At 43.6% G+C, this 14,747-nt stretch carries 14 protein-coding genes; 7 read left to right on the top strand and 7 right to left on the bottom strand.

All coding sequences use genetic code 11. The annotated features are described in order from the left end of the window. Positions 1-49: 49 nt before the first annotated feature. Positions 50-172 (bottom strand): hypothetical protein, encoded by a 123-nt coding sequence (locus tag CSV68_RS17530; RefSeq protein ID WP_255397532.1) that lies wholly within the window; start codon positions 170-172, stop codon positions 50-52. Between the two features lie 145 nt (positions 173-317). Here CSV68_RS17530 and CSV68_RS10210 point away from each other — a divergent pair, with 145 nt between their 5' ends. Further along, the gene (locus CSV68_RS10210) at positions 318-1,514 is read left to right on the top strand and encodes an MFS transporter (protein ID WP_099662061.1); all 1,197 of its coding nucleotides are present in this window, start codon (positions 318-320) and stop codon (positions 1,512-1,514) included. Between the two features lie 48 nt (positions 1,515-1,562). Here CSV68_RS10210 and CSV68_RS10205 read toward each other — a convergent pair whose 3' ends face one another. Then, on the bottom strand, positions 1,563-3,212 hold the full coding sequence (locus tag CSV68_RS10205; protein ID WP_099634262.1) for an SLC13 family permease: 1,650 nt from the start codon (positions 3,210-3,212) through the stop codon (positions 1,563-1,565). Positions 3,213-3,467: 255 nt separating this feature from the next. Between CSV68_RS10205 and CSV68_RS10200 the strand changes: the two genes are divergently transcribed. Both CSV68_RS10200 and CSV68_RS10195 read left to right on the top strand, forming a co-directional pair. Next, positions 3,468-4,547, top strand: a complete 1,080-nt coding sequence (locus CSV68_RS10200) for an AI-2E family transporter (protein WP_099634261.1) — start codon at positions 3,468-3,470, stop codon at positions 4,545-4,547. 97 nt (positions 4,548-4,644) lie between these two features. Continuing rightward, positions 4,645-4,923: a hypothetical protein gene (locus CSV68_RS10195; protein ID WP_099634260.1), complete on the top strand. Its 279-nt coding sequence runs from the start codon at positions 4,645-4,647 to the stop codon at positions 4,921-4,923. Between the two features lie 37 nt (positions 4,924-4,960). On the opposite strand, the gene CSV68_RS10190 is transcribed toward CSV68_RS10195, so the two are convergent. Further along, on the bottom strand, positions 4,961-5,668 hold the full coding sequence (locus CSV68_RS10190; protein ID WP_099662060.1) for a hypothetical protein: 708 nt from the start codon (positions 5,666-5,668) through the stop codon (positions 4,961-4,963). A gap of 107 nt (positions 5,669-5,775) precedes the next feature. Between CSV68_RS10190 and CSV68_RS10185 the strand changes: the two genes are divergently transcribed. The 4 genes from CSV68_RS10185 (at position 5,776) to CSV68_RS10170 (ending at position 9,626) form a co-directional block, all read left to right on the top strand. Continuing rightward, positions 5,776-6,594 (top strand): ABC transporter permease, encoded by an 819-nt coding sequence (locus CSV68_RS10185; protein WP_099634258.1) that lies wholly within the window; start codon positions 5,776-5,778, stop codon positions 6,592-6,594. Positions 6,595-6,599: 5 nt separating this feature from the next. Beyond that, a complete protein-coding gene (locus CSV68_RS10180; protein WP_099634257.1) occupies positions 6,600-7,379 on the top strand; it encodes an ABC transporter ATP-binding protein in 780 nt (259 codons plus the stop codon). 74 nt (positions 7,380-7,453) lie between these two features. Next, on the top strand, positions 7,454-8,482 hold the full coding sequence (locus CSV68_RS10175; RefSeq protein ID WP_199168492.1) for an ABC transporter substrate-binding protein: 1,029 nt from the start codon (positions 7,454-7,456) through the stop codon (positions 8,480-8,482). 250 nt (positions 8,483-8,732) lie between these two features. After that, the gene (locus CSV68_RS10170) at positions 8,733-9,626 is read left to right on the top strand and encodes a DMT family transporter (RefSeq protein ID WP_099634256.1); all 894 of its coding nucleotides are present in this window, start codon (positions 8,733-8,735) and stop codon (positions 9,624-9,626) included. A 49-nt stretch (positions 9,627-9,675) separates the two neighbouring features. Here the strand turns inward: CSV68_RS10170 and CSV68_RS10165 are convergent, their stop codons facing one another. The 4 genes from CSV68_RS10165 to hutG all read right to left on the bottom strand — a co-directional run bounded on the left by CSV68_RS10165 (position 9,676) and on the right by hutG (position 14,636). Beyond that, complete coding sequence (locus CSV68_RS10165; RefSeq protein ID WP_099662059.1) at positions 9,676-10,629, bottom strand: DMT family transporter; 954 nt, start codon at positions 10,627-10,629, stop codon at positions 9,676-9,678. Between the two features lie 4 nt (positions 10,630-10,633). Continuing rightward, positions 10,634-11,860, bottom strand: a complete 1,227-nt coding sequence (gene pepT, locus CSV68_RS10160; protein WP_099662058.1) for a peptidase T — start codon at positions 11,858-11,860, stop codon at positions 10,634-10,636. 629 nt (positions 11,861-12,489) lie between these two features. After that, positions 12,490-13,680: a sodium/glutamate symporter gene (gene gltS, locus CSV68_RS10155; RefSeq protein WP_099662057.1), complete on the bottom strand. Its 1,191-nt coding sequence runs from the start codon at positions 13,678-13,680 to the stop codon at positions 12,490-12,492. Continuing rightward, entirely contained in the window at positions 13,677-14,636 is a 960-nt protein-coding gene (gene hutG / locus CSV68_RS10150; protein ID WP_099662056.1) for a formimidoylglutamase, read from the bottom strand. Before hutG ends, gltS begins: the two co-directional genes overlap by 4 nt. Positions 14,637-14,747 lie beyond the last annotated feature (111 nt).

Genomic DNA, 14,747 nt, shown 5'->3' with positions numbered 1-14,747 from the left:
AAACCTTCTAGAGGTTCCGGTTTTTTCGGGTGTATGCAAATGATTGGCATTACGGATTACTGTTCATTCCTGAAAGGTTACTAATTTGCTCCATAAGTTTTTCCCGTGACTGCTTATTTCGCATGAGGTAAAGTGCACCAAGTCCGACAGCTGTCATCGCCATTTTGTTCATTTGTCTAACACCTCCAAATGGTAGGATGGCTTTTCAAACAAATAATATACAGAGAATTTTAATAAGTACTTTACTATTTCCTGTTAAATTTTTAGTGTAGTGATATAATTTCATTATTCGCATTTTAGGGACTGGAAGTGTCATCATGAAGTTACAAGCAAAATCAACAATTCGCGAGCTTCGATTCTGGCGCATTGTCATCGGGCTAGGCATTGCATCAGTGCTAATCTTTGCCGCAATGTATGCTATACAGCCTTTGCTACCTATTTTAACAAAGCAATTTAATGTCTCAGTATCCACTGCCAGTTTAGCTATGTCCGTCAATACAATAGGTCTGATTTTCGGATTGGTGATTCTCGGGTTTTACTCTGACCGACTGGGCAGATCCGTTTTTGTGAAAATCTCTGTATTAGTCACGGCATTATTATTTATTCCTATGTTTTTGACGAGTTCTTTTACTATTATCCTTGTACTCCGTTTTATACAGGGTTTTGCGATGGCCGGTGTATTGGCTGCCGCACTCGCTTATATTAATGAAGAAATCAATGAGCGGGTAGTGAGCGTGGCAACTGCTCTGTATATTTCATTCAATGGCACAGGTGGAATGCTTGGTCGTTTTGTAACAGGTTATTTGGCAGAACGCTGGTCATGGGAACTGTCACTTCAACTCCTAACGATCATAGGCGTGGCGGTATTCATTTTCTTACTCTTCTTTTTGCCGAAATCCATTCACTTCGAGCCGAGTGTAGAGTCAATGAAGAAAGACATGGAAGGTTTCGGTATTCATTTAAAGAATCCAGCTTTGCTAATTGTCTTTGGACTTGGTATTGTACTGCAGCTGAGCTTTACCGGTATGTGGACGTTTCTGCCTTTCCATTTGACGGCTTCACCATTTTCGATGACGCTTGATGAAGTATCTTACATCTACTTCGCTTATGCATTTGGCATTATTGGAGCACCGCTGGCTGGCTCCATTGCCAGTAAAGTAGGTATGAATCCTGTCCGTTTTGTTGGTGTTATTCTACTGGCAATCGGTTGCCTTCTAACTATTCCAACTACATTACCACTAATTATTATCGGTTATTGTGTGATCTGTCTCGGCTTTTTCTCTGCCCATTCTTTAACTGCGGCTTCTGTAAGTAAAGAAGCAACGCATCATAAAGGAAGTGCATCCAGCTTGTACCTCGTTTCTTATTATATTGGGATGGCGGCAGGAAGTACCCTTGTAACACCCATTTGGCAGTATTCCGGTTGGACAGGTCTCGCTATTTTTTCAGCGGTTGTGCCCGTAGTCTACGTACTGCTAATCCGATTACGACGCAGAGTGTTGAGTAAAGCATAGTAAATGAAAAACCAGATGCTCGGAATAAATCCTGGCATCTGGTTTGTTTTAGTCTTTAAATACTTCTGGAATGGTTTGTAAATCGATGCCCCATAGTAATGGAAGCAAGAAGTAAATACAAAGTGTTACTAGCACGACTCCGACTATATTCAGTGCGAAGCCGGCTTTTGCCATATCAGGAATCCGCAGATAACCTGATCCGAAAACGACCGCATTCGGCGGGGTGGCAACGGGTAGCATGAACGCACAAGATGCTGCTACACCTGCTGCAATCATCAATGCGTATGGATGGAAACCGAGTGCAAGTGCCAATGAAGCCATGATTGGATACATCATGGAAGCTGTTGCGGTATTCGATGTGATTTCCGTTAAGAAGATGACCAGTGTTGCCACGATTAAAATAATGACAATGAGCGGCACACCTTTCAATCCAATTAGCTGAGCTCCGATCCATTCAGACAGACCGCTGCTGACAAAGCCAGCTGCGATGGCCAGTCCACCACCAAATAGAAGTAAGATACCCCAAGGTAATTTAACTGCCGTATTCCAATCTAGCAAGTGATCACCTTTTTTATTGACAGACGGAATGATGAACAAAATCATCGCAAACACAATCGCAATGACACCGTCACTTAAGCCGTCAATAAATTTCGATAGGAAGAACGAGCGCGTAATCCATGAGAAAGCAGCTAATGCAAAGATGATGAAGACCATAATCTCTTCAATAGAAGGACGTCCAAGCAGTTTCTTTTCGTTATCGATGACTTCACGTCCACCGGGTAATGTTTTGACTGGGGATTTATAGATAATTTTCACTAAATACCACCAAGTTAGTAAGATGAATACCCACGCGAAAGGTACACCGAATAACATCCATTTGCCAAATGACAACTCGATGCCATAGATTTTATTGACAGCTCCTGCAAGCAGTGTATTCGGAGGAGTACCAATCAATGTTGCAACCCCGCCTAATGAAGCGGAGTAGGCAATACCGAGCATCAACGCTTTGCCGAAACCAAAGTTTTCTTTAGACGTATCGATAGAAGTATCGTCTTTCAAGGCAACCGATACTTGTGTAATGATCGCCAGACCGATCGGTACCATCATCATCGCGGTTGCGGTATTAGAAATCCACATAGACAGAAATCCGGTAGCTACCATAAATCCAAGAACAATTTTGTCCATATTTGTACCGATGGCAGAAATAATTGTTAGTGCAATTCGTCGATGTAAATTCCATTTTTCGAGTGCGAGTGCGATCATAAATCCACCCATAAATAAGAAAATCGTTTCATCTCCATAAGAAGATGCCGTGTCTTTCATTTCTAGGCCGCCTGTCATAGGGAACAGAACGAGTGGTAGTAAGGAAGCAACTGGAATTGGTATAGCTTCCGTAATCCACCAAACCGCAATCCATACGGTACTAGCTAAAATAGCGATACCGGCTGCAGATAAATCAGCAGGTTTGAAGAACAGTAAAATAAGGGAAAAGAGTAAAGGACCAAGTACTAGTCCAATGAGCTGTGTAGCTGAATAACTGCGAAAGTCTCTGCCTCCACCTTCGTGATTCACGCCGATCTTTTTTCCACCTTGTCCACCTTTTACCATTTCGGAAGAGTCGGGTGCAGTGAAAAAGCGGAAGACATCTTTAACTTGATCATGTAACGACCAAAGACGATTCCAAGTCTGTTGTAACATTAAGATCCCTTCCTTTCTACGTTTTATTTCTTGAAGAATTGTAATATATCAAGACAGAACCATTTTACCGAGTAATTTCGGCTAGGACAAGGGGAATTAAGACTTTTTCGCATAGTTAGACAATTATTGTTGCAATACAGTGTGAAAATAAAGAGGTATTGTATAGCAAAAGACCGAAAGAATTTTCGACACAAGTGATCCAACCTAGTATAATAAAGCTAACTATATAAATTAAAATAGAAGGGAAGTGAGCATTTGACGAAAAAGGTGTGGTTTCAGGTAGGTGTCGGTATATTGCTGGCATTGTTAATCACGAAATTCTTTTTAGAAGTAAATTATATCTTCAGACCAGTTGGTGTCATTTTACAAACGATAATCATGCCATTAATCTTCGGTGGACTGCTTTATTACATAACAGTACCGATCCAGCAATACTTGGAAAAGAAAAAGATGCCAAGATGGGGAAGTATTATAACGATTATGCTCATACTCGTAGCTGTTATTTGGATTTTAGTCGCAATCATTGGACCGATGGTGACAAAACAAGTGAATAATTTGGTGGATAATGGGCCAGCTCTCACCCATCAGCTAGAGCAGCTAAAAGATAAAGCGATTAATCAAAAAGATAATTTACCGGAAGGATTGCAGGAATCCTTGAATTCAGCAGTCGAATCCATTCAAACGTTCGCAGTAACATTTGGCAAATGGTTCGTACAATTTGTGCAGTCATTCGTACAAGCCGTAGCGTTATTGTTACTTGTACCATTCTTCTTCCTATTTATGTTGAAGGATCATGAAAAACTTGCTCCGAGAATTTACAATGTATTCTCCGGTAAGCGACGTATATGGGTAAAGAAGACGTTGGAAGATATTGATCAAGTTTTACGTTCTTATATTCAAGGACAATTACTCATCAGTGCTATTTTGGCAGTGATTATATTGATTGGTTACTCCATCATAGGACTTGAGTACGCGTTGCTACTGGCAATTCTTGCTTTGTTCATGAATATCATTCCGTTTATCGGGCCATGGATTGCGGTCGCTCCTGCTTTAGTTATTGCGTATTTACAGGAACCTAAATTAGTTATTTGGGTCGGAGTCGTTACGCTAGTCGCGCAGCAAATCGACAGTAATCTAATTACGCCGAACGTTATGGGGAAATCACTCGATATTCATCCACTAACGATTATTACGGTATTATTAGTGGCGGGAAGTCTTGCAGGATTCCTAGGGATTTTAGTAGCTGTGCCTGCCTATGCAGTCGGTAAAGTGATTGTGCAAAATATTTATGAAATGCGAAAAGAAATTAGTGAAGCCGCCACGAAGAATGTGTAGCGATAAAAATAACCTCCTAGTCTTTTGGCTAGGAGGTTTTTTGTGGATAAATAAAGCAAAACTGCACATCCTAACAAAAACGAAAGGGTGTTAGCGGATGCTGACGGAATTTCCAGTTATTCATACCAATGTGTGGGATGCGATGTGGGGTGTTCCAGTTGTTTTGGTTGTGGTACTGATGGCCAAGTGGTTTTTTAAAGTGCCGCTAAGTTGGCTTTCTACAGTAGCCACGGTAGTTGCGCTCGCTATATCTATATTCATCAGTCATCCAAAGAATTTGTCTGCAGGAATATTCATGGGTTTTTTTTATAGTGGTGCGGCAATGGGCATTATCTATTCGACGAAACAATCCTATCATGCTTACCGAAAACGTTGAAAACAGGCCTTCGCGTATTGAGCGAAAGCCTGTTTTTTCACGGTAATGGACAAAAGCCGCAACGCATCAACCCGGGTACATCTTTAGAGAAACAGCAGGTTTTGCGAACTGTCGTATTCAATAAGGCGGATGGTTCGGCACCGTTTAAATAGCTTGCGAAACGTGAGTGATCCGCGATACCCGTCCATGTGGTGTCGTTTTTTAGTGTCTCCAAATCTTCTCTTGCTTCCATTTCCGATCCTGGATCAGACAATAATACATGATATTGCCAGAGCCAGAAGCCGAAGATATTCTCCCATAAGGTAAGTGGAGATATGGGCACCACGCTACGCAATGATGTAATCACTGCATGTGCATCATCCAGCACTCGACGAATATGCGCTTGTCGGTTTTCGTCATCGATTATTTCCCAATCTGCGCTATCGACAAAAATGCTAATCGTCTTATTGCCGAACTCTTCCCGGGCACCGAACCGTAAATTTTCTGCCAATCCGTTCCACATTTCATCGTATGCAGCTAAATTATAAAGCTGCATGGCGAAAAACATACCGAGTCGGCGTACAAAGAACGAAGTAGCGACGACTTCATTCGGACTTTGGCTGACGGTCTGGGCGACTTGGACGATACTCTGTACTTTTGAGGAATCTAGTACGTCCGCTAGCGTGAATACGGGATGTGCTGGCTGTTCCAAGTAGACACTGTAACTATTCAATTCTCTGATTTGGTCTGATGTAAGTGTAGTCATAGCTTCAGTATAATCAAACTACTTTGTGGAAACAACCCGAACGTGATACCTGCCCAACCAGTTTACTAGGCCTTTACATACAATAGGCAGTGAAGAGGTGGTGAAGAGTGGAGACTCAAGAATTGGCTCGCAATGAATCATTTGAGGTGGAGCAAAGGGAATGGAAGTTGCGGCAACGCAAAGAACGCGGCAAGCAGTTGTTGACGATTGTGTCACCGTTATTCCTGCTGGTGCTATGGGAAGTGATGTCGAGAACGGGTATCTTGGATATTCGCTTTTTCCCGCCGCCCAGTACGATTGTGCAAACCTTTTATGACATGGTTGTGAGCGGCGTGATGGCGAAACATGTTGGTGTCTCATTATATCGGATTTTCATTGGATTTTTGGCAGGCGTTATACCTGGGATCATTGTCGGTTTATTGATGGGATTATATTCTCCAATCCGTCATTTCGTTCAACCGATTGTCATGGCTCTTATGCCGATTCCGACGTTGGCATTATTGCCAATCATCATTATTTTATTTGGAATTGGAGATTTGTCAAAGGTCGTGACGATTGCCGGGAGTGTGTTTTTCCCAGTTGTCATTAATACGGCGGCGGGTGTATTGAATATTGATAAAATTTATTTGGATGTTGCCAATAACTATCAAACGAGCCAATGGAATTTCTTCTTTAAAATTGCGCTTCCTGGAGCACTTCCTGTCATGCTCGAAGGAATCCAGATGGGGCAGGCAATTGCGCTATTGACGATCGTGGCAGCAGAAATGATGGGAGCAACTTCTGGGATTGGTTATTTGATATGGACGTCCTATAAAGCTTTCTTATTGCCCGAAATGTATGTGGGATTAATACTCATCTCCTTTTTCGGTTATTTATTCTCGCTTATTCTGCGCGCGCTTCAAAATAAATTATTGCCATGGAGGTGAATGAAATGGAGGGGAAGCCAAAGATTACAGTAGATGGGTTAATGAAAGCTTTTTATAAGAAACAGGGCAGTGTCATCGCGCTTGAAGATATTTCCCTAACGGTAGATGAAGGAGAATTCGTTTGTATCGTTGGTCCGAGTGGATGCGGTAAGACGACGCTGTTACGTATTCTGGCTGGACTGGAACAGCCGAGTGTCGGAAGTTTTACGATTGCAACAGAAACGAACGACCGGCCGTTGCAATCGATGGTATTCCAGGAACGCGGTGTTATTCCGTGGCTGACGGTACGTGAAAATGTAGCCTTTGGGTTAAAAATGCGAAACTTACCAAAAGCCTTCATTACTGAACGAACGGACTTTTACTTGAAGAAGACGGGGTTGGAACGCTTTGCTTCGCTCTACCCAAAGGAATTGTCTGGCGGAATGAAGCAGCGCGTGAGTATTGCGAGGGCTTTTGCGAATGATCCTGAGATTTTATTGATGGATGAACCGTTCGGTGCACTCGATGAACAAAATCGCTTTATATTACAGGAAGAGTTATTAAGTATTTGGGCAGAGACAAAGAAAACCGTGTTGTTCATTACACATAGTATCGATGAAGCATTATTGCTCAGTGATCGGATTCTGTTGATGGGAGCCCAACCCGGGAAGATCATTGAAGAAATCATTATCGATATGCCGAGGCCGAGGAAGATGGAGGATGTGCGGAAAGATCCAGAAATGGCCGCAAAATTCATTGATATATGGCGTCACTTGCAAGAGGAAGTACTAAAATCAAGGGAATAAGTGATAAAAGGAGAGATGATGTGGGGAAGTGGATAAAGAAGGCGGGATTGTTCAGCCTATTATCGATCGTATTGATGATGGGGGCATGTTCTCCGAAAGAAGTAGTGAAACCCGTAACAAATGATGGCAAGCCGGCATCAGGTGATTTGGCACCACTTGAAAAGCAGGCGAAAGTATTCATAGCGGAAGATGGAGCTGCTTCTGGAGCAGGTTTCTATATTGCGAAAGAAAAGGGCTATTTTGATGACTATAATATACGTGTAGATTTTGCGGACTTTGCAAACAGCGATGATATGTTGCCTGCACTAGCCGCTGGCGAAGTAGATATCGCAGGTGGCGTTTCGACCGCATCATTCTTTAACGCGATCGCTCAGGGAATTGACGTACGAATCATCGCGGATAAAGGCCATAATATGCCCGGCAAGTCCTATTTCAGTTTTGTTATCGGTAATCATATGGTTGATGAAATCAAGGAGTACAGCGACTTTAAAGGAAAGAAAATTGCGGTATCGTCCCGTAACTCCATTGATGGGTATATCTATGAAGAGATGCTGAAGCATGCAGGCTTGACGGAAGAGGATGTAGAATATGTGCATATCGCGGACTTCGGTGCGATGCTTGGAGCGATTGATTCAGGAACAATTGATGCTGCGTTGAATATTGAACCGCTTATCGCGCAGGGTGTCAATAAAGGTTTTCACGTACGTTTCGGAGACGCCACTGATTACGCGCCTGAATCGCAGATCGCTATGGTGTTGGCTTCACCGCAATTCATGGCGAATGAAGAATTATCGTTACGCTTTATGGCTGCCTATCTAAAAGGGGTGCGTGACTATAACGACGCGTTCTTTAAAGATCAAGGTAAAGATGAGATTATAGACATCATGGTGAAACACACGGCGCTAAAAGATCCTGAGTTATGGGAAAGAGTGTTCGTGACGGGACTCGATCCGAACGGCAAGATGTTTATTGATGATATTAAAAAACAGTATGAGATGTACAAAGCGAACGGGGCGATACGTGGTGAAATCGACTTCGATAAGTCTGTTGATCCGTCACTTGTCGAGCGTGCGATTAAAGAGATTGGGTTATACGAAGATTGATAGTTGGTGGAGCTGTCCGAGAAGTCATGATGTTTGTGACTTCTAGTGATGGCTTCTTTTTTGATGTAGCAAGACTGTTAGCGATTGGCGCTTTGGAAGGAACGTGTGCCCCTTAAAGTCTGAGTGAATACCATTTATCGATGTTCTTTGAATTAAGGATTGTATTTGGAGTTTGTAGGAATTCAGCTATAATCTGACAGAAAATCATGCTAAAATAATAGCACTGACTAGTGGAAGTATGGTGAAGGACATGAGGAAATACATAGGTGAGATTGGATTGACGATCACCGCTATCATCTGGGGGAGCGGCTTTGTGATGAGCGCGCTCGCTTTAGAATATTACACACCGTATCAAATTTTAGCTGTACGTTTTACAATAGGGGCGCTGTTACTTAGTATCGTCTTTCATAAACGTCTACTTCGAATAGATCAGTCGATTTTATGGAAAGGCGCACTGCTTGGCGTTTTGCTGTATGCGGCATTTGCATTGCAGACCGTAGGCTTACAGTTTACAACGCCTTCAAAAAATGCGTTTTTAACCGGTGTCAATGTAGTGATAGTTCCGTTTATCGCGTGGATTTTATATAAGCGGAAGCTGGATACATTTGAATTGTTTGGAGCAGTATTGGCACTGATTGGAGTGGCGGTTTTATCGTTGCAGTGGTCAACCACTATTAACATAGGCGATTTACTGACGCTTGGTTGTGCTGTGATGTTCGCATTTCATATTTTCTACACGGCACGATTTGTCCGCACGGAAGATGCTATTTTGCTAACGCTATTGCAAATGGTTGTCGCCGCCGTGATTAGTTGCGTAACCGTCATCGGAATGGGCGAGATGTCATTTTCCTTGGAACCACAGGGTATAAGTTCGGTGCTGTACTTAGCTGTATTTTCTACGACTCTGGCATTCTTGATGCAAACAGTTGGGCAGAAACACTTATCGGAGACGAAAGCAGCCATTATATTATCAACAGAATCAGTTTGGGGCATGATTTTCTCTGTAGCCCTTGCCTATGAAATATTGACGTTCCGCATGTTCCTGGGTGCACTCATTATCTTTATTGCGATTTTATTGTCGGAAGTCAGACCACAACTATTGAAAAAACGCATTCCACCACAAATAAAAGAACGTGAAGTTTGAAAAAGGGTTGTCCGACAAGTCAGTAACTGACTCATCGGACAACCCTTTTCTACACGTTCTTTGCGGCCAATGAAGTTTGATAACTATGCAACGACATGCCTCCGATAATTACTAGCACGCCGACTAATGATAGTGCGCCCGGCAATGGCAAGCTAAGCAATAGCATCTCACCAAGCATGGCGAAAATTAATTCGACGGACTGTGTAGCTTCGACAGCTGCCAATTTTCCTTGATCATGTTGCACCATATCCGTCGCCATGAAGAATAGTGAAGTGGCGATCACGCCTGAACTGACTGAGACAATTAATGACTGCACGATCTGACTTAGAGAAGGCAAGCCGACAGTTATCATTGCATAGCCCGCTAGTAGTAACCAAATCGGTATCGTCATCAGTGTCATCGCCAGTACACGCTGGAACATATCGAGCCGTCCACCGACTAGATTCATCATTTTTCGATTGCCGAGCGGGTAGGAGAATGCAGCAATGACTAGCGGCAAGGTACCAAGAAGTATCGTTTTCGTCGAGACGCTCCCTGCATGTGGAATCTGGATCAGCACAACACCGACTAAGATGATCAATGAAATGACCAATGATGCCGCAGGAATGCGGTGACGGATTGTGCGCATTTCACCAGTTTCTGTCGTAGTTTGAAATGTAAAGAAGGGTGCTAGCAACACACCCGCAACGATGGTCATTTGCCATGTTCCCGCAACGAGCCACCCCGGACTATATCCGGCTGAAAACGTCAGCGGACCATAAAACAGCACGAATGCTACGAAACTCCAGATGAAAAAGAGCCAAGGCGCTGCAGTCATCTCTCGTTTTACGCCAGATAAGCCCCCACGCATGGCTACGATGACCACTAGGAATGGCACCATGAAGAAATAACGCAATGATGCACTCCACATCCAACTACCACCATCGAGTTCCATGGACCGATTCAGCACAAAAGTCACCGCGAAAAAGAGGGCGGATAATATGCCAATTCCAATTGCCCTCATACACTTAACCTCGCTGTTCTTGAAGTTTCAGCGCTTCAATAATGACTTGTGTAGCTTTCACCATATTGTCCGCTGAGATAAATTCGTATTTACCGTGGTAATTTTCACCGCCTGTGAAGATGTTTGGCGTTGGCATTCCCATATAGGAAAGTTGTGAACCATCCGTCCCGCCACGAATCGGTGCGATTTTTGGTTCAATATCGAGACTACGATAGACATCCGCCATTACGTCGACGATTTCCATAACAGGGGTAATCTTCTCGCCCATATTGAAGTATTGATCCGTTACTGTCAACTCTATCGTATGTTCACCATACTTCTCTTTTAAATGCGTAGCAGTGTCATGTAAGAGTTGTTTGCGTGATTCAAAAGAACTCTTGTCAAAGTCACGAATAATATATTGATAGGTAGTTTTTTCTACGGAACCGTTCGCTTCCATCAAATGAATAAAGCCTTCATAGTTCTCTGTTTCTTGCGGGATATCATGTTCCGGCATAGCTTGATGAAATTCTGCCGCAATCAATAGGGAGTTGACCATTTTGTCTTTTGCAGTTCCTGGATGCACATTCGTTCCGTTGAACGTGACTTCCGCGCCTGCAGCATTGAAGCTTTCATACTGAAGTTCTCCAAGCGGTCCACCATCCATTGTATAAGCGAAATCTGCGCCAAATCGTTCTACGTCAAATTTATGGGGGCCACGTCCGATTTCCTCGTCGGGTGTGAAGCCGACACGCACTTTGCCATGTTTGATTTCGGGATGTTCAACTAAATAATGCATAGCTGTCATAATTTCCGCGATACCGGCTTTATCATCAGCACCAAGTAAAGTCGTACCGTCCGTCGTAATTAACGTGTGGCCGAGGTAGTTGTTAAGCTCAGGAAATGCTTGTACGCTCATAAGGGTTGTTTCATTCAATGAAATATCTTTACCGTTATAGTTGTCGATGCGCTGAGGGTTGACGTTTGTACCTGTGTAATCAGTCGCGGTGTCGACGTGCGCTAGGAAGCCCACTGTTGGCAGTTGTTTGTCAGTGTTAGCTGGTAGGGTGCCGAATAGGTAGCCGTTTTCGTCCACCGAGATTTCCTCAAGACCGATGTCGGTCATTTCTTTTTCAAGCACCCGCAGCAGATCCCATTGTTTTGCGGTGGACGGTGTCGTGTCCGAAGCAGCGTCGGATTGAGTGTCAATTTTAGCGTAGCGGATGAGTCGTTCGATCAGTTCTTCTTTCATGTAGCAGGCTCCTCTCAAGAGACGAATTAATGTTTTCATTTTAACAGAGGTGTGTGAATATTTCGCTTAAAACGAATGAAAAAAGAACCGAGAGCGTCGGTTCTTGGGAATGGTGTAAGGTTAATTGGTGTTGGGGTTGGGATTGGTGCTACGGAGGGGACGCTTTCCTGGGGGCTCGCGATGAGCCAACCAGGTCGCGAGCTCCCTTTGGTTGTCTCATCTGTCGAGCTGATCCCCTAGGAGTCGCCCCTCCTAAGCACCAATCCCTTGCATAGCAAGTGGTTGACACTTATTGTTGTGCATTAAAACTAGCCTTGTAATTAGTTTTGATCTAGAACTTGATCAGTCCTTGAACTTAAATAAGTTGGAACACAACAATAATTCACACACTACCTACAATGAGCGATATAAGTACCCCCACTCGTTAGGTAGGATTGAAGCGGAAGTTGGGGCGACTCCGGGAGGATCAGCGTGCGCCTTGAGACCCCGCAGGAGCGCACTTTGCGACGAGGAGGCTCAAGCCACGCCCTCCGGAAAGCGTCCCCAGCTGGAGCTTCAATCCCTTCGCACTCACAAGTAATATCTTAAGTGTAGAAAACGTTAGATTTAGATTTTGCTTTCATTTACGCTCAAGCAAATATATTAATCGTAGTGATGATGATCGGCATCGAGACGACGTCTATGAGGAAGGCGCCTACGATAGGCACGATCAAGAAGGCTTTGCGTGACGGGCCATAGCGTCCTGTAACAGCTGCCATGTTGGCCATCGCATTTGGCGTCGCTCCCAAACTGTGGCCTGCGAAACCAGCAATCATAACGGCTGCATCGTAATCCTTACCGAGTAAACGGAACAGGATGAAGATCGCAAACAACGCGACGAAGATCACTTGTACAAAGACGATTAGTAACAATGGAAGCGCCAAATCTGCAACTTCCCACAGCTTGATGCTCATTAACGCCATCGATAAGAAAATACCGAGTGAAACGTCGCCGATCAAATTGATGCTTGTCATATGAACCGCATCTTCCTTCACGCGATCCACAATATTACGAACGATAACTGCAACGAACATCGCGCCTACATAACCTGGCATGACGAAACCAGTGGCACTAGAGAACAGATCCCCGATAAATGTACCGCCTGCGATACAAAGAGTAATCAATAACGTCTGTGTTAGGAAGTTATCCGTGTTGATAGGTTTTTCCAATGATTCCACGGAGTACGCTTCTTCATATTGGACTTCTGTGGATTTTAAATCATGTTTATTGATCAAGTATTTAACGATTGGACCACCGATTAGACCGCCTGCTACGAGTCCAAAAGTAGCTGCTGCAATACCGATAGATAATGCAGAATCAATCCCTAGACTTTCTAACGTTTCCCCGTAAGCAGTTGCACCACCGTGCCCGCCCTCCATGGAGACAGCACCAGCCATCATACCGATCAACGGATGCAAACCGAATATGTAGGACATGGAGACACCTATGGCATTTTGAGCTAGTGCTAAGAAGCCACAAGCTGCCCAGTAGATCATCAATAATTTTCCGCCTAGACGAATCAGACGAAAACTAGCGCCAAGACCGACTGTTGTGAAAAACGTCAACATAAATAAATTTTGCAATGATGTGTCCAATGTAAAACTTAGTAAATTGAAGTACTTTAAAATAGTCGCTAAAAATGCGAATAGTAAACCGCCAACAACAGGGGCAGGTATACAGAATTTCTGGAGAAAGCCGACTTTACGGACTAACATCGTACCCAGTGTTAGGAGAGCTAACGCTAAAAACAGCGTAGAGATTTGATTTAGCTCAATTGTCATATGATTCGACCTCCCAGCAATGCAAAGATTGCTTCATTTGTAAGATAGGCCCCCAGCTTAACCGTTTGATTATGATGATCAAGTGACGGATTTATTTCGGAAATGTCGAATGAAAGGGTTTTCTTATGTGATGCAACAGTCTGAATGAAAGAGCGTACAATCAACGGATCCAATCCGAAGGGAGAAGGCGCACTTACACCTGGTGCATACGCAGAGTTCAGGACATCCGAGCACAATGTTAACAAAATAGCATCCTGTTTATCAATGAATAACTGTATTTTTTGTAATGTATCGTCTAAAGGACTTGTCGAAATTTCTTGTTCTGTGACATATGTCACGCCTTTTGCATCGGCTTCTGCAAATAATGCGTCCGTGTTGCCAAATTCTTGAATACCTAGCACGAGGTAGTCAACATGCGGATCGGCGTCGAGCATCTGCTTAAACATCGTGCCTGAAGAAGGTTGTTCATCGTAGCCACGCAAATCGAAGTGCGCATCAATATTTATGACACCGAGTTTTGCGTCAGGGCCAAGGAAATCTCGAACTCCTGTATAATGACCGTAAGCGGTTTCATGTCCGCCGCCTAAAATAACGGGCTTCGTATGATGGAGAAGGCTCTTTTGAACGACTGTGCCTAATTCAGCTTGCGCTTGTTCTAGCTGACCTTGCTCACATACGACAGTACCTACATCAACTAGTTGATGATCAGCAGGCAAACGCCAAGGTAGTTTCGCTAGTTCGTTACGTAAGGCATTCGGTCCTTCTGCAGCACCGAGTCTGCCGTTATTTCGACGTACACCTTCTTCTGAAGAAAATCCGATGAGGGTACAAGTTTTATTGGTAGCGCTTTCTTTTAATTCGGAAAATTGGATGATTTGATGCATTCGGAATGCAGCTCTGTCAGTCTCGCTATCAGTACGGCCTGACCAGTATTTTTCATTTGATGGAATTAACAATATACTTCACCCTTTCCAACGTGATATTCTTACTATACTGGTTTGTACTTATTAATTCTAATACATGTTTTTCATATATTCATGCATGCAGGCTATAAGTGGAGGTGAGAT

The sequence above is a fragment of the Sporosarcina sp. P29 genome, from assembly GCF_002743265.1.
GTDB lineage: Bacteria > Bacillota > Bacilli > Bacillales_A > Planococcaceae > Sporosarcina.
The sequence above is the reverse complement of the archived record's forward strand: the minus strand, read 5'-3'. Positions and strand labels throughout refer to the sequence as shown.